This window comes from Burkholderia sp. JPY481 (assembly GCF_038900515.1).
In the GTDB taxonomy this organism is placed as follows: domain Bacteria; phylum Pseudomonadota; class Gammaproteobacteria; order Burkholderiales; family Burkholderiaceae; genus Paraburkholderia; species Paraburkholderia youngii.
This window is the reverse complement of the sequence record NZ_JAYMRT010000008.1, coordinates 134,241-154,102: the sequence shown is the minus strand read 5'-3', so window position 1 is coordinate 154,102 and position 19,862 is coordinate 134,241. Positions and strand designations below refer to the sequence as shown.

Below are 19,862 nucleotides of genomic sequence, written 5' to 3'. Positions count from 1 at the left end.
AAGGCAACCCGAAGTGACATTCCACCTATCTGTCGCGTGGAGGAGCGAATGTCTTCAATGAAATTCTCTAGATATCTGGCTGCGGCCATAGCCTGTAGTGTGGTGTCGTTTGGTGCACAAGCGGCTATCACCATCACCGGTACACGAGTTATTTATCCGGCGCAAAACCGCGAAGTCAACGTTCGTTTGAACAATGTTGAGAGCCGCCCGGTCCTGGTTCAGGCATGGCTGGACGACGGAGATGCAGCAGCCGCGCCGAATGAAATCAAGGTGCCATTCACGCTGCTGCCAGCCGTATTTCGAGTCGAGCCTCATCGAGGTCAGGCTTTGCGCATCATGTTCGCAGGCGGCGACATGCCAATGGACCGTGAGTCCGTCTATTGGCTAAACGTTCTGGAAATTCCCCCCAAGCCTAAGGACGCTGATGACCGAAACATGATTCAGCTCGCGTTCCGTACGCGGATCAAGATGTTCTACCGGCCCACATCGTTGCTCGATGACCCAACGGCGGGGCGAGCTGAACTGAAGTGGCATGTCGAGTCAGATGACAAAGGTCAGAGGGTCGTTCGTCTCGACAACCCGTCGCCCTACTTCGTTTCCGTCGGCATGGCAGAAATAGAAACGGCAGGCAGGAAGGTTGCACTTTTGCCCGACATGGCACCGCCGTTCGGACACGTCGATCTCCGTCCACGGGATGGAAAGCTGGATATCAAAGCTCCTGCCACGGTTTCCTACACGGTTCTGAACGATTTCGGTACAGCGATCAAGGACTCGGCGGAAGTGGCAAGTGCGCAAAGCGCGGAAGCGCAAAAGAATCAATAATTGGAATACGGGATGTCGGGCGTGCGGAATAGTAAGACAGCAGTTGAGAAAGTATTCGGTAATGTCCCATTCCGATTTCACCCACTGGCGTGGGCGGCAATCGTAGCGTCGGGCTGGGTGTTTTCCGCGAATTCCGCGGTCGCCGCATGTGCGCCGGATTCGGGCGGGGCGACGCCGCCCAGTGACTGCTCGGCGTCCGAGCTGCCGGAGCAGGCAGTCGGTGCCAACAGAGAAGATGCGCATACAGATGCGTCTTCTGACGCGCCGACATCGAATGCGCCGTCTGTGGAAGCTCCGCAAGAAGTCGAGTTCAATCCCGCGTTCTTCACGGGCAACGTCGCCGACCTGTCGCGCTATACGCGAGGTAACCCTGTTGCTCCGGGCGTTTATCCGGTCGAACTGCTCGTCAATGGTAAGAAGCGTGGACGCTTCGATGTTGTTTTTCAGGCGATGCCGGATTCGGATATCGCCAGGCCCTGCTTCACGATATCCAGCATGGACCGGGCTGGCATAGATACCGAACGCGTGATCCAACGGCTAAAGGAAGCCGGAGAGGCCGACGTCGACGATACGGATGCGTCATCGCAATGCGTGCCGCTGGCGGAAGCCGTATCCGGATCGCTGGCATCGTTGAACACCGCCGATCTGCAACTCGATCTGTCGATCCCACAGATCGAACTGCGCAAGGAGGCTGCCGGTTATGTCGATCCGTCCCGTTGGGACAACGGGATCAACGCAGGCTTCGTGCAATACAGTCTCGCCAGCTATACGACTCACCAGAACAATGGGAGGGGAGACTTCAGCAGTGCCTACCTCGGTCTGCAAAGCGGATTCAACGTGAACGGCTGGCGTATCCGGCAGTGGGCCACGGCAAGCTTGCAGAACCGGAGTCCCGACGCGCATTGGCAAAGTGTCGCGTTGTTCGCGCAGCACGATGTCACGGCGCTCAAGAGTCAATTGACGATCGGCGACAGCTCGACGAGCGGTGACGTCTTCGACTCGTTCAACGTGCGTGGCGTCCAGCTTTCGAGCGACGACCGCATGTTGCCGGATTCCATGCGCTCCTACGCACCGGTAGTGCGTGGCGTGGCCGATACCAATGCACGCATCATCGTCCGTCAGAACAACATCATCGTGGCCGAGACCAGCGTGCCGCCGGGACCGTTCGAACTGAGCGACCTGCCGGCTACCGGTTATGGCGGCGACCTTCAGGTCACTATTGCAGAATCCGACGGCCGCCAGCGGACTTTTCTGGTTCCGTTCGCGTCAGTCCCGCAGTTGTTGCGGCCAGGTGTTTCACGTTTCAATCTGACGACCGGTGTCTATCGCGATACCGTGCTGGATAGCCATCCGTGGGTCGCGCAGGCGGTTTATCAGCGCGGCCTGACAAACCTGTGGACCGGCTATACCGGTGCACAGTTTGCGGAAGGTTACTGGGCTGGGTTGGTCGGTGTCGCGCTCAACACGCCGCTCGGCGCATTCGCGTTTGACATAACCGCGGCGGGAACGAATATTCCCGGCGCGTCGGGTGGTCGTCCCGGCTACAGTACCCGCATCAGCTACAGCAAGCTTCTTCCGGGGCCGAACACGAATTTCTCGGTTGCGGCCTACCGCTACTCGACCGCACGCTTCTATAGCCTGCGTGACGCGATGTACGCGCGATATGGCTCGAGAGACATGGGTCAGTATGACTACCGCACGCGCAGTCGTCTGCAACTGAACATCAACCAGCCAATCGGCGAGTCGAGTTCTTTTTATATCGCCGGCAGTTCGCAGAATTACTGGGGCGCGTCGAAGGGCTACGATCTGCAGTATCAGGTTGGCTTCAACAGCGCGTACAAACGGGTGTCCTACTCGCTGTATGCGCAACGCACGCGCCTGCAAAACTCGAAGATCAGCACGCAGGTTGGCTTGAACCTGACGATTCCGCTCGGTAAGGTCGACTCGAACGAGCATCGTATGTTCGACTATCTGACCACCAACGTTGCGCGCAGCTCGAACGGGGACAGCACGATACAGGCCACTGCGTCGGGCAACACGACCGGAGCCACGCCGATCAACTACGGTGTCAACGCATCGAGGATCGTCGCCGGCGACAATCGAACCGTTTCCGCAGGCGGTTACGCAATGTATCGCGCGCCGTTCGGTACGTACAACCTCAATGCGTCGATCAGCAATCAGACTCGTCAAGCCGCGTTCAACGCCGACGGCGCAGTCGTCATTCACAGCGGCGGCGTCACGCTGAGCCCGCCACTCGGTCAGGCGTTTGCGCTCGTCGAAGCGAAAGGCGCAGAGGGTGGCCGGATTATCAATGGCCAGGGCGCGCGAATCGACGGCCACGGCTATGCGGTTGTGTCTTCGTTGACGCCATACCGGGTCAACACGGTCGCGCTGGATCCGAGCGACGTGCCGCTCGACGTTGAACTGGGCAACACGAGTGAGGAAGTCGTGCCGCGCGCAAACTCGCTGGTGAAAGTAAAGATTGCGACCACGCAGGGCACGCCGATCTTCGCCGAGGTCATGGATCGGGAAGGCAAAGCCATGCCGATGGGCGCCGAGTTGTTCGATGAATCCGAGAAATCGGTGGGCATCGTCGGTCAGGGCGGTCTCGCGTATCTGCGCGGCCTCGAGCATGAAGGCAAGCTGCTGGTGCGCTGGGGCAACCGCGCAGCGGAGCAGTGCGTGATGCCCTACACGGTGCCGGACGACGACAAGGCGCAGAGTAGTCATCACGCGGGGATCGTTGCGCGCATCAAACTGAGCTGTGATCCAGCGCTTGTATGGTCCGCGCCGGCAAAGCCTGTCGCGCGGCGTTCAGCGGGCGCGGCGCTTGTCAGTTCGCTTCGCTGAAAGGCGAAGGCGGATGCCCGGTCAGCTCCAGCAATGCGGCTCGGATGAATCCGCCGACAGTGGAGGTCAGAAAATGAAAAATATTTGCAGATACTTTCGGATTGCCGGACCCATCGCCGGGTTGTTCGCGGGTGCGCTGTTGGGATCAGTTTGCGTACAAGCGCAAGGCTCGCCTGCGGTCACGCTCAATTTTAGTGGCACCTACAACGCGACGACGTGTTCGCTGGTCAGTTCGCCCGATATGACGGTCACATTGCCGAGGCTTTCGACGCAATCGCTGCCGAGGGCCGGAGTGGCGGATGGCTCAAAGATCTTCACCATCACGATCCAATGCCCTAGCGGCGTGACGGATGCGCGCGTCTATTTCGAGAGCGGTTCGTCGACCGATCCCAATACGGGAAATCTGGAATTACAGAACGCGAGCGGCACGACATCGGCAAAGAATGTACAGGTCATGCTGGCGAATGCGGACGGATCGCGGATCAAGGTCGGCGACCGATCCACGATGAAAGTCATTCCGATCGCGTCCACGGATCCGACGCCGGTGGATTTCATTGCCAGCTACTACGCAACGGGGCGAGCCACGGCTGGCACTGTGAGTACGTTCGTCACCTATGTCGTCGAAATGCCCTGAGGGTGTCGGCGCGCATACGTTTATATGATGTTTGATTCAACAGTCGCGCTGATGCGAGCGACAGCGTTGCATGCAGCACTGCTGTCGGACGGCGCGCAGATGCCGGCTATTCCTTTTTGGCGCGCGCGTTGTAGCACGTTGGTCGAGACGCTGCAGCAGGAAATGCAGGATCGGAATTTTCCGCCAACGGATATCCAGGAAGTCAGCCTCGCACAGTGCGTTCTGCTGGATGAACTGACGTTGCATGCATTGCCTTCCAACCAGCACGAAGAATGGTTGCATGACTCGCTCGAGATGCGTTTTCATCGCGTGCGCGATGGCGCTGCATTGGTTTGGGACCGGATCGAAGCGGTGGTGGATGGCGGCGGCCGGGATCTCGCTGGACTCGAGTTCTACAGCATGTTGCTGGGGCTGGGCTTCGACGGCGGACGGGGAGACGCAAACGCATATTTGGAGCGTGCGAAATCGGCGTTGAACTGGCGTAGATGTGATACGGCGGTGTTGTCCACACCCTACGCACCGGAGACCGCCATGTCACCGTCTAATTCGCTTCGGCCGGCGAACAGATCACGCATCTCACTTTCACGCAGGACCGCCGGCGGGCTCATTGCTGGCGCGATTGCCGTCGCGTCGCTATGGGCGGCGCTGGGCGTTAGCCTGGACATTGCGATACGTGATCTACCTGAAACATCGTCCCGGCAGAGTACGCAATGATTTCCTCTAACAGCTACCGGGCGGCGCTGATCTGGATTGCTGTCGCCGTTGTCGGCCTGATATGGCTGTGTTTGCCGCTCGCTCTTCAACCGTCGTGGCCCGTCGTGCTTAGCCTTGTTCTGGTGACGGCGGTGGGCACCGCGGTATTGCCAACTTACGGGCGATCGAAACCGCCCCAAGAGGACCAGAACGTTCAGCTCGGGAACATGCGCGACTTAGCGATCGTTCTTGTCGTCGGGCCGCATGCCGGTGCGTTGTTTGCACGCGATGGCCAGTCATCCACACTGCGCCGTAACGGTGATGCCGTGTGGTTCCATGTCACGTCACCCGGGGAGCTGTCCAGCGTGTTCGCTACGGTGATGGAGTCGTATCGACGTCCGCCCGATGCTGTGTTGATGCCCGTTGTTCCCGACGCTGAGTGTGACGACGCGGTGATTCGCCGCGAATTTACCCGCTGGAAGCATGAAATCGCCGCAAGCACCGGTCCCCGGGCGTTCGCATTACCTTGCTATCTCGCGATCTACGCGTATCTCAGCGCGAATGGCGACCACCCAGCGGAACCGGTCTGGTTCGGCGATGCAATTAGTCTATCGGCAATGCCACCCGCGACCGCAACTGCGCGGCAACATGTGCAAGCACTCAGGCAACAGCTAGACCAGGCATGGCTCGCCGTCGCACACCCGGAACGTGTGTCGCGAATCGGTCTGGGACACGCAGTGTTCGACTGGCTAGAAGATGCGGCGCTGATATCGATACTTTCGTCGCTCTCGAACACCGCGCCGTTCTCGCTGCGCAGCTTGCTGCTGGCCGATATCGGACACCCGCCGATGCGTCCCGGCGCTTGGTCGCGATGGCTAACCGGTAAAACCACGCTGCGACCGCCGCTGATGACGCCGAAGGCGCAGCCGAAGCCGCTGTCTCTACCTTTACTCACGCCCATTGCGCGGGACGTGAGCTTCCGGGTCTCGAAGAGCGAGCGGGACCGGCCGTACTCCGCAATGCTGCACGCGGTTGCTGCGTCGGCCGTCGTCCTGATGGTATCGATCGGGGTCTCAGCATGGACGAACAGCAGGTTGGTCGCGCGAGTCGCCAACGACCTCGAGGTCTACACGCATATACCCGCAGCTCATGCCGATCTGGCTCGCTATGCGAGCAACGGTGTGCCGACCGGACTCGGCTGGGGACTGTATCAGGGCAAGCAATTCCAAGTCGCGCTTGAACGCGTGACCGCCGCATCGCATTCTTTATCGATTGCCGCGCATTCGCCGCCGCTTGCTGTGACGATCGACAACTTCCTGTTGTTCGACAGCGGCAAGACGGTGCTGAAGCCAGGTGCGGAGCCGAAACTCAAGGGCGTTCTCGATCTGATTCGCGCGAATCCCGGCAAGCGGATTCTCATCGCGGGTCACACCGACAACATGGGTCCCAGCGTCGCGAATCAGAAGCTGTCCGAGGCACGAGCACAGGCCATCCGCGATTGGTTCGTCAACACTGCTTCGTTGCCCATCACACGTTTCGCCATTCAGGGATATGGCGACACGCGGCCGATTGCCAGCAATGAAAATAGTCAGGGCCGCGAGATGAATCGTCGTGTCGAAATTGCCCTTATTCCCGATTCAGGGACCCAATAAAAGTACTCGTCGCGGGTATCCCTCCAGCTGCTTGCGATCGTGGCACATCAAACCTGTCATTCGTTCTCGAAAACGAATCCGAATTTTGGGCATCCGCCCATATCGTCACGCTGCTTCGAGACATAACATCACCGGATTGCAGATTTCTTAAGTGAGAAGGAGCGGTGTCACCGCTTCTTATTTTATCGAGCGATAACCTCAGAGCACTATGTCGGCTTCTACCAGTTCTCAAAAATTCATCGCACGGAATCGTGCTCCTCGCGTCCAGATCGAATACGACGTCGAGATTTACGGTTCGGATAAGAGAGTCGAGCTCCCGTTCGTGATGGGCGTCCTCGCCGACCTGTCGGGCAAGCCGCTCGAACCGTTGCCCGCCGTCGGCGATCGCAAGTTCTTCAATATCGACATCGAGAACTTCGACGAGCGAATGAAGGCCATGAAACCGCGTGTCGCGTTCGCGGTGCCCAACACGCTGACGAACGAAGGTCAGCTGATGGTCGATATCACGTTCGAAAGCATGGACGATTTCTCTCCCGCAGCCGTCGCGAAGAAGGTTGACGCGCTCGCGCAATTACTGGAAGCGCGTACGCAGCTCGCCAATCTGCAAACGTATATGGATGGCAAGAGTGGCGCGGAAAACCTGGTCAGCAAGGTGTTGAGAGACCCTGCATTGCTCGAAGCGCTCGCCAAGGCGCCGAAACCTGAGGCGGCAGCCACCGGCGAGCCGGTGACCGACGAATGATTTTTGCTTTCCGCACGAAAGCACAGCCTGAAACAATGGGGAAATGATGGCCGAACTCCAAGCGAATACGCGCGCCAAGGCAACGGCGAGCGTGACCAATCAGTCCGATTTCAATACACTCCTGTCGCGCGAATTCAAGCCCAAAACGGAGCGCGCGCGCGACGCTGTCGAGGGAGCTGTTCGAACGCTCGCACAGCAAGCGCTGCTTACATCGGCAACGGTGTCCGACGACGCGTACAAAAACATAGAGTCGATTATTGGGGAGATCGACCGCAAATTATCCGAACAGATCAACCTGATTCTCCACCATGAAGATTTTCAGGGTCTTGAAAGCGCGTGGCGTGGACTCCACCACCTGGTCGCGAACACGGAAACGGATGAGAAGCTGAAGATCCGCTTCATGGATGTGTCGAAGGACGACCTGCGCCGCACGATGAAGCGCTATAAGGGGATTGCGTGGGACCAGAGTCCGTTCTTCAAGCAAATCTACGAGGAAGAGTACGGGCAGTTGGGTGGCGAGCCGTACGGCTGTCTCGTCGCTGACTACTACTTCGATCACACACCGGCCGACGTCGACTTGCTGGGCTCAATTGCAAAGGTGGCGGCAGCATCGCATGCGCCGTTCATTACCGGCGCGGCGCCGTCCGTACTGCAGATGGACTCGTGGCAGGAACTCGCGAACCCCCGCGACCTGACGAAGATCTTTACGCAAAACCTCGAGTACGCGCCTTGGAACGCGTTGCGTAGTTCCGAAGACGCGCGCTACATCGGCCTTGCAATGCCGCGTTTCCTTGCGCGTCTGCCGTACGGCGTCAAGACGAATCCGGTCGATGAATTCAATTTCGAAGAGGCGACCGACGGCGCGGATCATCAACGCTATGTATGGTCCAACGCAGCCTACGCGATGGCGGTGAACATCAACCGTTCGTTCAAAAACTACGGCTGGTGCACGCTGATTCGCGGCGTGGAAAGCGGCGGTGTGGTTGAAAACCTGCCGTGTCACACGTTCCCGACGGATGACGGCGGGATCGACATGAAGTGCCCGACCGAAATCGCAATCTCCGACCGCCGCGAAGCGGAATTGTCCAAGAGTGGTTTCATACCGCTGATCCATCGCAAGAACACTGATTACGCGGCGTTCATCGGCGCGCAATCGTTGCAGAAACCAGTCGAGTACCACGATCCGGACGCGACTGCGAACGCGAATCTATCGGCGCGTCTTCCGTATCTGTTCGCATGCTCGCGCTTTGCGCATTACCTGAAGTGCATCGTGCGCGACAAGATCGGCGCATTCAAGGAGCGCGACGAAATGCAGCAGTGGCTCAACGAATGGGTCATGAACTATGTCGACGCCGATCCCGCCAATTCGTCGCAGGAAACCAAGGCGCGTCGACCGCTGGCGGCGGCCGAAGTGGTCGTCGAGGACGTCGAGGGCAATCCGGGATATTACCAGGCGAAATTCTTCTTGCGTCCGCATTTCCAGCTCGAAGGTCTGACGGTTTCTCTGCGTCTCGTCGCGAAGCTGCCGCTTGTGAAGGAAGCCGCCTGATCCGGCGTCTACCGCTTATGCGGTGATTGCGGTGATTGAGCGACGGACAGGCGCTCACTAAATATGCCTGGCTTTCATTGAGCAACTCAAAACTAACGTGTACCAAGGAGTACTTTTATGGCGCAAGACATCTTTCTCAAGATTAACGGGATTGATGGTGAGTCGGCAGACGCTAACCACAAGGATGAAATCGACGTTCTGAGCTGGGAGTGGGGCGTTACGCAGCAATCGAATATGCACGTTGGTTCCGGCGGTGGCGCCGGCCGGGCTACGGTCGAAGACTTCACGTTCGAGCATTTCATCGATCGTGCAACGCCCAACCTGACGCAATACTGCCTCACCGGTAAGCACATCGACGAAGCGAAGCTGGTCGTGCGCAAGGCCGGCGGCAATCCGCTCGAGTACATCAAATTCACGATGAGCGACGTGCTGGTTACCTCGGTGCATCCGTCCGGCGTCAGCGACAGCGAATCACGCCCGCGCGAAACGGTGAGTCTGTCCTTTGCTCGCCTGAAGCAGGAATATGTAGTGCAGAACGCGCAAGGCGGCAGCGGCGGTGCGATCACGGCGACCTTCGATATCAAGAAGAATAAAGCCTGAAGTCGCACAGATTCCTGAATCCTGGCACCACCACTCTGTTGTCCGGTGGACCGTGTCAAGGCTGTTAGCCAGGATGCCGGGCTGGATGCAGGCATCCTGGTTTATTCAGGGCGACGTGCGAGATCTCCTTGATACCGTCAGATGGTTTCGATCTTTTTTTCCCGCTTCGCGATATGGCTGCGCATCGGGGGTTGGCTGGCTCTAAGCGGGGTGAGCGCATGGTTCTCCGGCTGCGCTAGCACGCCGGCTCCTGTTATCAAGGAGCGAACGACCCTCCGGCTTCAGGTCGCGGCAAACGAGAACGTCAATCCGAACGAGTGGGGAACGGCGGCGCCGATCCTCGTGCGGATCTACGAACTGAAGTCACCCACGGCGTTTCAAACCGCCGACTTTTTCACGCTACAAAGCGACGACAAAAAAATCCTTGGCGACGACGCGCTGATCGTCGACGAATTCATCCTGCGTCCCGGCGACACCCGCGAGATCGTCCGCAAGTCGAACCCCGCCACTACCGCAATTGGCGTGCTGGCCGGCTACCGGGATCTCGGGAAATCAGTCTGGCGCGCGGTGTACCGGTTGCCAGTCGCGCCCGACGCCGCATGGTACAGGATGGCTCTTCCAGACAAGGAACAGAAGCTGACGATCCAGCTTGACCAGCGCACTGTTTCGATTTCAAAGTCAGACTAATTTCGATGAGTTGGTATAGCAAAGTTGTTTGGAGCGAGGGACTTTTCCTGCGCCCGCAATTGTTTCAGCAGCAGGAGCGGTATTTCGAGTCGTTCGCGCATCGCCGCAGTGCGCCGCTGAGCCCCTTTTTCTGGGGCTTCAGCCGTTATGAAATCGATCAGGAATCGCTGGCGTTCGGCAAGCTGGTGTTCAAGAGCGGGCTCGGCGTATTTCCGGACGGCACGCCGTTCGAGGTGCCGGGGCTGACGCAGCCTCCGCCGCCACTGACGATCGGACCGGAGCATCAGAACCAGGTGATTTACCTGGCGATCCCGCTTCGCCTGCCGAATACCGAGGAAACGGCCTTCACCGAGCAGAGCGGATCGCTGGCCCGCTACCATGCGTACGACACCGAACTGCGCGACAGCAATGCAATCGGCCAAGGTCCGAAGCCCGTCCAACTGTCGAATCTGCGCCTGCGGCTGTTGCCGGAGAAGGAGCTGACACAGTCCTGGATCGGTATTGCGCTGACGCGCGTGAAGGCACTGCACGCCGACGGCGCCGTGTCGCTGCACAGCACCGACCACATTCCGCCCGTGACCGGTTACGGCGCGAATCCATTGCTGCGCGAATGGGCGATGCAACTGCACGGCCTCGCGCGACTACGCGCCGACGCGCTCGCCGCTCGACTGTCAGGTGCCGATGGCCGTTCGGGCGCGGCGGCCGAAGTGGCCGACTATCTGCTGCTCCAGGTGCTCAATCGCTATGAGCCGCTGCTCGAACATATTTGCCAGCTCGAGGAGACAGCGCCGGTCAACCTGTATCGCGAGCTCGCCCTTTTTGCGGGCGAACTTTCGACGTTCGTGCGTCCGCAAACGCGCCGTCCGCGGCCCGCTCCAGGCTATGACCACGCGCAGCTCTACGGCAGTATCAGGCCGCTCGTCGAGGAGGTTCACTATCTGCTGAACCAGGTGTTGATTCGCGGTGCGCAGCCCATTGCGCTTACGGAGCAGGCGCACGGCATCCGTACGGCCGCGATGTTGCCGAACGAACTGGCTGGCTATTCGAGCCTCGTGCTCGCGGTGGGCGCGCAGATGCCTTCCGAATTGCTGCAGCAGCAGTTTCTTGCCCAGACGAAGATCAGCCATCCGCAGCGCTTGCCGGAATTGATCCGTTCGCACCTGCCGGGTCTGACGATAGCCGCGCTGCCGGTTCCTCCGCGTCAGATTCCGTTCAACTCGGGCTTTATCTATTTCGAACTGTCGCGTACCGGACCGTTCTGGGAACAGATTGCACGGCACGGAGGGCTCGCCATGCATGTCGCCGGACACTTCCCGGAACTCAAGCTTGAACTGTGGGGCGTGCGTCAAAAATGAGTACCGGCGCATACGGGGATGATGCGTTCGACTTTCTGCTGAACCCCGACAACTCCGCTTCTGGCCAGAGCCAGCCGTCTGCATTGCCCGCTGGGCGTCCCGCAACCGCGGCCGTCGCCAATCAGGAACCGGTCGTCGATGCGGCTGCCTTCGATCCGCCGGAAGACGTGCAGACGCGTCTCGAGCGCATGAAGACCGCGCGCAATCCGTTGCGTGAAGCCGCGCAGCCTTTGTTGCGCATGCTGGCGGACATGCCGGCTTCGCTCGATTCGTCGGCCGCGGTCGCGAGCTTGCGCTCGCTGCTGGTGCGTGAGGTCGCCGCCTTCCAGAAGGTCTGCGACAAGGCAGGTTTGCCGTGGAAACACGTGGCGGCTGTTCGTTATGCGCTGTGCACCGCGCTCGACGAAGCCGCCAACCGCACGCTTTGGGGGAGCGGTGGCATTTGGGCCGCGCGGGGTTTGTTGCTGAAGTTCGAAGGAGAAGTGGACGGTGGCGAGAAATTCTTCCTGCTGATCGGCCGCATGGCAACCGACCCCCAGGAGTACATCGACGTCCTAGAGGTGCTGTATCGCATTCTCAGCCTGGGATTCGAGGGACGCTACAGCGTTGCCGCGGACGGTTCACGTCATCTGGAGCAGATCCGGCAGCGGATGCTGACGCTCATCAGCGGCACGCGCGACACGCTGCGGCTCGAACTGTCGCCGCATTGGCGCGGCGAGGCGCCGGGCAGGATGCGGCTGCTGAAAAGCGTCCCGGTCTGGGCGACGGCGGGCGTCGCCGCGCTATGCGTGTTCGCGCTGTTCGCCTGGTACGAATATCGGCTTCTGGCGCAAGGCAATGCGCTGCAAGCGAAGATTCTCGCGATTGGAGCGCCGATCAAGGTCGCGGCTCCGGTCGTTCACGAGCGCTTGCGCCTGGCCGTTCTGCTGAAGGATGAGATCGCTCGCGGCCAGGTCCTGGTCGAAGAGAACGACAGCAGCAGCCGGGTCGTGTTCCGTGGCGACTACGTGTTTCTTCCGGGGCAAAGCCGCATTCGCCCGGAACTTGACCCGGTGTTGACCAGGGTGGCACAGGAGGTCGCGCGGGTCGGCGGCCATGTCACGGTGACCGGGCACACCGACAATCAGCCGATTCATACCGCGGAGTTTCCCGACAACCGCGCGTTATCGGAAAAGCGTGCGGCGTTCGTCGCCGACGTATTGAAGGCGCACGGCGTGCCTGCTAATCGCATCGCGGCCGTCGGCAAGGGCGATACACAACCTGTCGCGGACAACGGTACAGCGGAAGGTCGTTCCCGCAATCGGCGCGTGGAAGTCTTCGTCGCGCATTAACGGGAAAGCCTTGATGTCTTATTTGAACCGCTTATCGAAACTTGTGCTGACCCGCCAGACGCTGGTGCTCGCCGCGATCCTCGTGGCGGCTGTGGCCGTCTGGTTCGTGGGGCCTCTGATCGCATTTGGCGACTACCGGCCGCTAGACAGCGTGCTCTCGCGCGCGCTGTCGATCGCCGTGCTGTTGCTGCTGCTGTTGTTCTGGCTGCTCGGCTGGTCGCCGGGCGTCATCGGCGTCGCGTTGCTGTGTGTTGCGCTATGGTATTTCGGACCAATACTCGCGTTCGGCGAAACGCATCCGCTCGGCACCACATGGTCCCGCGTGCTGCTGATCTCGGTGTTGCTCGCCTGCTACGCGATCTATGGGCTGTATCGCCTGTGGCGGGCAGTTCGCAGCGACGACGTGCTGCTGCAGCGCGTGCTGAACCCGTTCACGAAGAAGTCGGCCGCGACCCCTGTCGCACGAGAGGAAATCCGCGCGCTTCACGCGGTCGTCGCGAAGGCCATCGACAAACTCAAACGCATGCGCGGCGGACCGGCGGGGCTGCGTCGTCTGCTCGAAAGCCAGCGCTATCTGTACGAACTTCCGTGGTACATGGTGGTGGGCTCGCCGGGTGCCGGCAAGACGACGTTGATCCTGAACTCGGGTCTGGATTTCCCGGAGGCGGAGCAGATGGCCGCGGCGTCGCTGAGAAGCCGCATCGAAACGGATAATTGCGACTGGTGGTTCGCGAACGAGGCGGTGCTGATCGATACCGCCGGCCGTTATGCGGTTCAGGACGCAGCGTCGCAAGACGCCGCGAAGGTCGACGTCAAACCGGCAGACCTGAAGAGCGCGAACGAGGCCGAATGGCGCGGCTTTCTCGGGCTGCTTCGCAAGCGGCGCCCGCGCGCGCCGATCAACGGTGCGTTGCTGGCCGTTTCGGTCGAAGAGCTGTTGACGCGCCCAGCGTCTGAACGAAAGGCGCTAGCCGCGTCGTTGCGCGCGCGGCTTGGCGAGTTGCGACAGCAGTTGGGGATTCGATTCCCGGTCTACGTACTCGTCACGAAGCTCGATTTGCTGCCCGGCTTCGGGGAGTATTTCCAGTCGTTGACGGCGGAAAGCCGCGCGCAAATCTTCGGTTTTACGCTGCCTTATCAGGAAGAGCCGGAACAACACGGCCGCGACACATTGCGTCTCACCTGCGCAGCCGAGATGCGTGAGCTGGAGCAGGGACTCGAAGACGGCATCAACACGAGGCTGCAGGAGGTGTACGAGGTCGATCTGCGCAAGAAGCTGTATGCGTTGCCGTCCGAATTTCGCAGCCTGTGCGCGGAACTCGATGAATTGCTCGCGCTGGTGTTTCTCGATTCGAAATACGACGACACGCAGTTGAACAGCACGCTGCGCGGCGTCTATTTCACGAGCGCAGCGCAAACTCACGAGGCCGTGTCCGCCGACAGCACCACACTGTTGCAGCGGCTGCGTCGCGGGCTCGCGGGTTCGTTCGGCGCCGCGCCGAAAACGCTCTCGCCGTCGTCCTGCGACGCTACGCCTACCGCCTATCGCGGCTATTTCTTGCGCAATCTGTTTAAGCACGTAATCCTGGCCGAAGCGCATCTGGTGCGGCCGAACCTGTACTGGGAAATCCGTTTCCGCGCGTTGCGTGTTGTCGGGCATCTGCTCGCGATCATCATCGCGGTGTGGCTGATTGGTGCTCTCGTCGTGAGCTTCGGCAATAACCGCGAGTATCTTGCGGCGATCGGCGGCAAGACCGATGGGCTCGCCGCGCGGGTCCTGTCGCAGCGCAAGGCGCCGCAGCCCGGGGCGACGGGGTCGATACTGTCAGCGTCGCGTGACCTGCCGCAGTTCGACGGCATCGACCTCGACAGCCCCGGTCTCGCATGGCGCTACGGGCTGTACACGGCGCCCGCCATCAGCGCCGCCGCTAACGAGACCTACGACAGTCTGCTGAAACTGATGCTGCTGCCGCAAGTCATCGGCCGGCTCGAAACGGTGCTCGACACGCAAATTGGCGCACAGGACGCGGACGGCGTTTATCGCACGCTGACGGTCTACCTGATGCTGTTCGATCGCTCGCACTACGACGCGAAAGCGATCAAGGCCTGGGTGCTCGGCGATTGGGAACACGCCAACAGCGTCGCGCCGCTGGGCGAGCGCAGCGTGATGGCGCGGCATCTCGACGCCCTGATCGATGAAAGGGTCCCCGCGGTGCCGGCGAAACCGGTGAATGCGCAGCTGGTGCGTCGCGCGCGCGAGTTCCTCGGCCGCAATCCGGCGTCCGGACGTCTCTACGAACGCGCGACGAACACCATGGCGCCGGAGGCGCCCGAGAACGTCACGCTGCTGAGCGCCGCGGGTCCGCAGGCCGCTACCGTGTTCATGCTGGCCAACGGCTCGACGCTCGCGCGAGGCATACCCGGTCTCTATACCTACGATGGCTATCACGCGGTATTCAACAAGCGCCTGCCGGAATTTCTCGAGCAGGCGCGCAAACAGGACGCGTGGGTGATGGGCGAGGCCGAGGCGTCGACAGGGTGGTGGCACGCACTGCGCAAAGATAGGCTCGCCGACGATATCCGTCGCCAGTACTTGACCGACTATGGCAACTACTGGAGCCAGTTTCTCGACGACGTAAGACCGGTGTCCGGCAGCGAAGGCACGCTGGCGCCCGATCTGCAGACCTTGCGTACGCTGGCTGCGCCGGATTCGCCACTGGCGAGACTCGCGCGAACCGCCGCGCGCGAGACGTCGCTGTCGGTCGCTGACGGCGCGGACGAGCCGTCGGCCGCCGGGAGCGCCATCAACGTGATCATGCGTCGCTCGCAGGGGGCGCGCGCCGCGAGCGCCGTGGCCGCAACCGCCACCATCGGGCAACTGGCGCAGCAGAAGATGGAACGTGAACTGGTCGACCGACGCTTTGCCGCGCTGCGCGAAGTCGTGACCGGCCAGGCCGATAGCGGGAGCGCGCTCCCTGGCGGCAGCGGCGTGCTGCAGCTGGGCGGCGTCATCGGGCTGATCAACGAGCAGTACACGCGTCTGATGACGGCCGGCGACGTGCTCGCCACCAACAGCATGCCGCCCACGGACGACCTCGGCGCCACGATGCAGCTCGAGGCGCAGAAGCTGCCGCCGCCCTTTCGCGCCGTGCTCGTGGGTCTCGCGTCGCAGTCGTTGCGTAAGGTGGACCGCAACGTCGGCTCGCTGCTGACGATGCAGGTCGAATCGAGCGTTGGCGCGCAATGCCGCCGTGCAGTCGAAGGCAAATATCCGTTCGTCGCGAGCGTCCAGGAAGTCGACATCGACGATTTCAACCGCGTATTCGCGGCAGGCGGCCTGCTCGACGACTTCTTCCATAAGACGCTTGCCAGCCGTGTCGATACGAGCATACGGCCGTGGCGTTATAAGCCGGTGAGTCCCGGCATGCCGCCCATGCAGGGACCGAGTCTCGAACCGTTCGAACGCGCCGCGGCGATCCGCCAGACGTTTTTCCGCGATCCCGGCGCGACCCGGATGTCGTGGAACGCGGGTCTCAGGGTCGTGTCGCTGGACCCCGAGATTACCGATCTGCTCGTCGACGTCGACGGGCAAAGCCTGCGCTATGCGCACGGTCCGGTCACGTCATTCCCGATCACATGGCCGGGGCCGCGCGGCGGCTCGATGGCCGGCCTCACCGCGAATCCGCGCGTGCGTCCGGACACGTCGACCGTGATGACCGAGGGTCCGTGGGCGCTGTTCCGTCTGATCGACCGGGGCCGTGTGACGTCGACGTTGTCGTCGAGCCGCTCGGCAGTGGACTTCAATTTTGACGACCGGCACGCGGTTATCGAACTGACGTCGGGCGGGCAGTCGGGACCGCAACTCACCGCGTTGCTGCGGGATTTTCGTTGCCCCGGCAGTGGAAGCACGCCGGCAAGGCGAACGGACGCGTCGTCAGGCACCGCATCGTCCAATGAGCTGTAGCGCCTTTTCGATAAAGAGAACTTAGAGGAGTGCATGTCAAGTAATCCCTTGAACGCGATAGGTGTGCAAAGCCGCGCAGTGACCGTATCCAGCGCGGCGATACCGAGGTGGCCGGCTCAGAGCGCGGACGGACTGACGCAGCCGGCGCTGAAGTTCATGTCACTGAACGGCGACGAGCAACTCGGCAAGCTGTTCGAATACGAACTGCTGTTGCGCACGCCCGACGATTTCACGGTGCCGCTTGCCGTCAGTGCCAATCTCGACCTGAAGGCGCTGCTAGGCAAGGAAATGACCGTCGCGATCGACCTCGAGCCGAGCGCCGATGCCGAGGCGGCTCAGCGTGAAATCACCGGACTCGTCGCCGCCGCGCAATACCTGCGTCGGCAAGGCCGCTACAACGTCTATCGTGTCGTGTTGAAGCCCTGGCTGTGGCTGGCCACCCTGACGACCGACTACAAGATTTTCCAGAACAAGACGGTCATCGAGATCATCGACGAGGTTCTGAAGGACTATCCGTATCCGGTCGAAAAGCGCCTCGACGTGAGCCGCTATGCGCTCGAAGGCGAGAGCCCGACCAACGAGCCGCGCGCCTTCCAGGTCCAGTACGGCGAGACCGACTACCACTTCATTCAACGCCTGATGGAGGAGTGGGGCATCTACTGGTTTTTCGAGCATGCCGACGGCAAGCACCGGCTCGTGCTGTGCGATCACATTGGCGCGCACCGTCAATCGCCGAACTCCGCATACCGGACGCTCGCGTTCCAACCGCAGAACGGCAAGACCGACACCGAATACATCAGCGCGTTTTCGACGGCGGAAGTTTTGTGCACCGGTCACTATGTGACGAGCGACTTCGACTTCACACGTTCGCGGGCCGACATGCGAGCGATCAATCAGCAGCCCCGCGACACCAGCTGGAACCTGCTCGAGCGCTACGACTGGCCGGGCGACTACACCGACGGCAGCCACGGGGAACTGCTCGCGCGTACGCGCATGGAAGCGCTGCGGGCGCCGGGCACGCGAGCGCAAGGCGAAGGTAACGTGCGCGGACTGGCGTGCGGGCAGACGTTCGTGTTGAGCCACTACGATCATACGGCCGCGAACTGCGAATACCTGGTGATCGGTACGAAGCTCGCCCTGACCGGTACGCCGGATGAATCGGGTAGCGGTTACGAGTACACCTGCAGCAACAAGTTCGACGTGCAGCCGACAAGCGAAGTGTTCAGACTGCCGCGCGAGACGTCGAAACCGATCGTCAGCGGGCCTCAGTCGGCGGTCGTCGTGGGTCCCGAGGGCAAGGAATTGTGGACCGACGAATTCGGCCGCGTGAAGGTCCGCTTCGTCTGGGACCGCTACGGCCGCAACGTCGAAACCGACTCCTGCTGGGTCCGTGTGAGCCAGGCGTGGGCCGGTCAGGGTTTCGGTGGCATCTACATTCCGCGCATCGGCCAGGAAGTCATCGTCGATTTCTGGAACGGCGACCCGGATCGCCCGCTGATCACCGGGAGCCTGTACAACACGGTGACGCGTCCGCCCTATGAGTTGCCTGGCAACGCGACGCAAAGCGGTTTCATGAGCCGGTCGATGGAAGGGGGCTTGCAGAACTACAACAGCATTCGCTTCGAGGATAAGGCGGGCGCCGAGGAATTCACGGTGCAAGCCGAGCGGGACATGAACCGCCTGACGAAGCTCAACGAATCGCACGTGGTCGGTGCCGACTACACGATCGGCGTGGCCGCGGCGCACAGCATGACCGTTGGGGCGACTTCGAGCACGGTCGTTGGCGGCAAGTATTCGATGAGGGTGAAGAATGTTGCCTTCCATTCCGTCGATCTTGGACAGTTCGTTTCGATCGGCGGGCTCGAGGAGACTGCGGTTGGGGGTGCCTCCACTCTGACGGTGGGCGGGGCACGTACGGTCACGGTCGGTGGCGCGTCCACGCACGCGGTGGGGGGGGCCTATTCGCTGTCGGCTGGAGGGGTGCTGTCTATCGTGTGCGGCAAGTCGTCTCTGACGATGAACATGGATGGCGAGATCAAGCTCATCGGCAAGTCGATCCGCATCCAGGGCGACACCCGTGTCGTGGTGCAAGGCACGCCGCTGGACCTCAACCCCGGTGACATGGAATGCGGCAGCGCAGTGACGGTGCCGGTTCCTGTAGTGGTGCTTGATGCGCTGGACGTTCCAATTATTCCGCCGCCGCCTTCGGAGGAACCACTTCCGACGATGGATCCGCTTCCGACGGAAGACCCACCGCCTTCGGAAGAACCGCCGCCTTCGGAGGAGCCGCCGCCGTCGGAAGAGCCACCGCCTTCGGAAGAACCGCCGCCGTCGGAAGAGCCACCGCCTTCGGAAGAACCGCCGCCTTCGGAAGAGCCGCCGCCTTCAGAAGAACCGCCGCCTTCGGAAGAGCCGCCGCCGTCGGAAGAGCCGTCACCTTCGGAAGAGCCGTCACCTTCGGAAGAGCCACCGCCTTCCGAAGAGCCGCCGCCTTCCGAAGAGCCGCCGCCTTCCGAAGAGCCGCCGCCTTCCGAAGAGCCGCCGCCTTCGGAAGAGCCAACGCCTTCGGAAGAGCCAACGCCTTCGGAGGAACCGCCGCCTTCGGAAGAGCCACCGCCTTCGGAAGAGCCACCACCTTCGGAAGAGCCGCCGCCCTCGGAAGAGCCACCGCCTTCGGAAGAGCCACCACCTTCGGAGGAGCCACCACCTTCGGAGGAGCCACCGCCTTCGGAAGAGCCGCCGCCCTCGGAAGAACCGCCGCCTTCGGAAGAGCCACCGCCTTCCGAAGAACCACCGCCCTCGGAAGAGCCACCGCCCTCGGAAGAGCCGCCGCCTTCGGAAGAGCCGCCGCCTTCGGAAGAGCCACCGCCTTCGGAAGAGCCACCGCCTTCGGAAGAGCCGCCGCCTTCGGAAGAGCCGCCACCGTCGGAAGAACCGCCGCCGCCGACTGAAACACCACCGGCAACCGGCACCGACGCGTAAC

Annotated in this window: 13 protein-coding genes; all 13 read left to right on the top strand. The window is 61.4% G+C overall.

Going from position 1 to position 19,862, the window contains the following annotated elements; genetic code table 11:
* Nucleotides 1–57: 57 nt before the first annotated feature.
* The 13 genes from VSR82_RS20570 to VSR82_RS20510 all read left to right on the top strand — a co-directional run bounded on the left by VSR82_RS20570 (nucleotide 58) and on the right by VSR82_RS20510 (nucleotide 19,861).
* Nucleotides 58–822: a fimbria/pilus periplasmic chaperone gene (locus VSR82_RS20570; RefSeq protein WP_429463657.1), complete on the top strand. Its 765-nt coding sequence runs from the start codon at nucleotides 58–60 to the stop codon at nucleotides 820–822.
* A gap of 285 nt (nucleotides 823–1,107) precedes the next feature.
* Nucleotides 1,108–3,672 carry a fimbria/pilus outer membrane usher protein gene (locus VSR82_RS20565; RefSeq protein ID WP_498858022.1) on the top strand — a complete coding sequence of 855 codons (2,565 nt, stop codon included), beginning with the start codon at nucleotides 1,108–1,110 and terminating at the stop codon, nucleotides 3,670–3,672.
* A gap of 13 nt (nucleotides 3,673–3,685) precedes the next feature.
* On the top strand, nucleotides 3,686–4,306 hold the full coding sequence (locus VSR82_RS20560; protein WP_498858021.1) for a fimbrial protein: 621 nt from the start codon (nucleotides 3,686–3,688) through the stop codon (nucleotides 4,304–4,306).
* A 24-nt stretch (nucleotides 4,307–4,330) separates the two neighbouring features.
* Nucleotides 4,331–5,020 carry a DotU family type IV/VI secretion system protein gene (locus tag VSR82_RS20555; protein ID WP_498858020.1) on the top strand — a complete coding sequence of 230 codons (690 nt, stop codon included), beginning with the start codon at nucleotides 4,331–4,333 and terminating at the stop codon, nucleotides 5,018–5,020.
* A complete protein-coding gene (locus tag VSR82_RS20550) occupies nucleotides 5,017–6,651 on the top strand; it encodes an OmpA family protein (protein WP_429463002.1) in 1,635 nt (544 codons plus the stop codon). Before VSR82_RS20555 ends, VSR82_RS20550 begins: the two co-directional genes overlap by 4 nt.
* Before the next feature lie 208 nt (nucleotides 6,652–6,859).
* Nucleotides 6,860–7,393 (top strand): type VI secretion system contractile sheath small subunit, encoded by a 534-nt coding sequence (gene tssB / locus VSR82_RS20545; RefSeq protein ID WP_498858019.1) that lies wholly within the window; start codon nucleotides 6,860–6,862, stop codon nucleotides 7,391–7,393.
* Nucleotides 7,394–7,439: 46 nt separating this feature from the next.
* Entirely contained in the window at nucleotides 7,440–8,942 is a 1,503-nt protein-coding gene (gene tssC / locus VSR82_RS20540; protein WP_429463003.1) for a type VI secretion system contractile sheath large subunit, read from the top strand.
* Nucleotides 8,943–9,059: 117 nt separating this feature from the next.
* A complete protein-coding gene (locus VSR82_RS20535) occupies nucleotides 9,060–9,542 on the top strand; it encodes an Hcp family type VI secretion system effector (RefSeq protein ID WP_368582603.1) in 483 nt (160 codons plus the stop codon).
* Nucleotides 9,543–9,683: 141 nt separating this feature from the next.
* On the top strand, nucleotides 9,684–10,229 hold the full coding sequence (gene tssJ, locus VSR82_RS20530; RefSeq protein WP_429463005.1) for a type VI secretion system lipoprotein TssJ: 546 nt from the start codon (nucleotides 9,684–9,686) through the stop codon (nucleotides 10,227–10,229).
* Between the two features lie 5 nt (nucleotides 10,230–10,234).
* Nucleotides 10,235–11,584 carry a type VI secretion system baseplate subunit TssK gene (tssK, locus tag VSR82_RS20525; protein WP_429463006.1) on the top strand — a complete coding sequence of 450 codons (1,350 nt, stop codon included), beginning with the start codon at nucleotides 10,235–10,237 and terminating at the stop codon, nucleotides 11,582–11,584.
* Nucleotides 11,581–12,915, top strand: a complete 1,335-nt coding sequence (gene tssL, locus VSR82_RS20520; protein WP_429463008.1) for a type VI secretion system protein TssL, long form — start codon at nucleotides 11,581–11,583, stop codon at nucleotides 12,913–12,915. Before tssK ends, tssL begins: the two co-directional genes overlap by 4 nt.
* A gap of 13 nt (nucleotides 12,916–12,928) precedes the next feature.
* Nucleotides 12,929–16,879, top strand: coding sequence for a type VI secretion system membrane subunit TssM (tssM, locus tag VSR82_RS20515; protein WP_498858018.1), 3,951 nt, complete (start codon nucleotides 12,929–12,931; stop codon nucleotides 16,877–16,879).
* Nucleotides 16,880–16,912: 33 nt separating this feature from the next.
* On the top strand, nucleotides 16,913–19,861 hold the full coding sequence (locus VSR82_RS20510; RefSeq protein WP_498858017.1) for a type VI secretion system Vgr family protein: 2,949 nt from the start codon (nucleotides 16,913–16,915) through the stop codon (nucleotides 19,859–19,861).
* The last annotated feature ends 1 nt before the right edge of the window (nucleotide 19,862 follow it).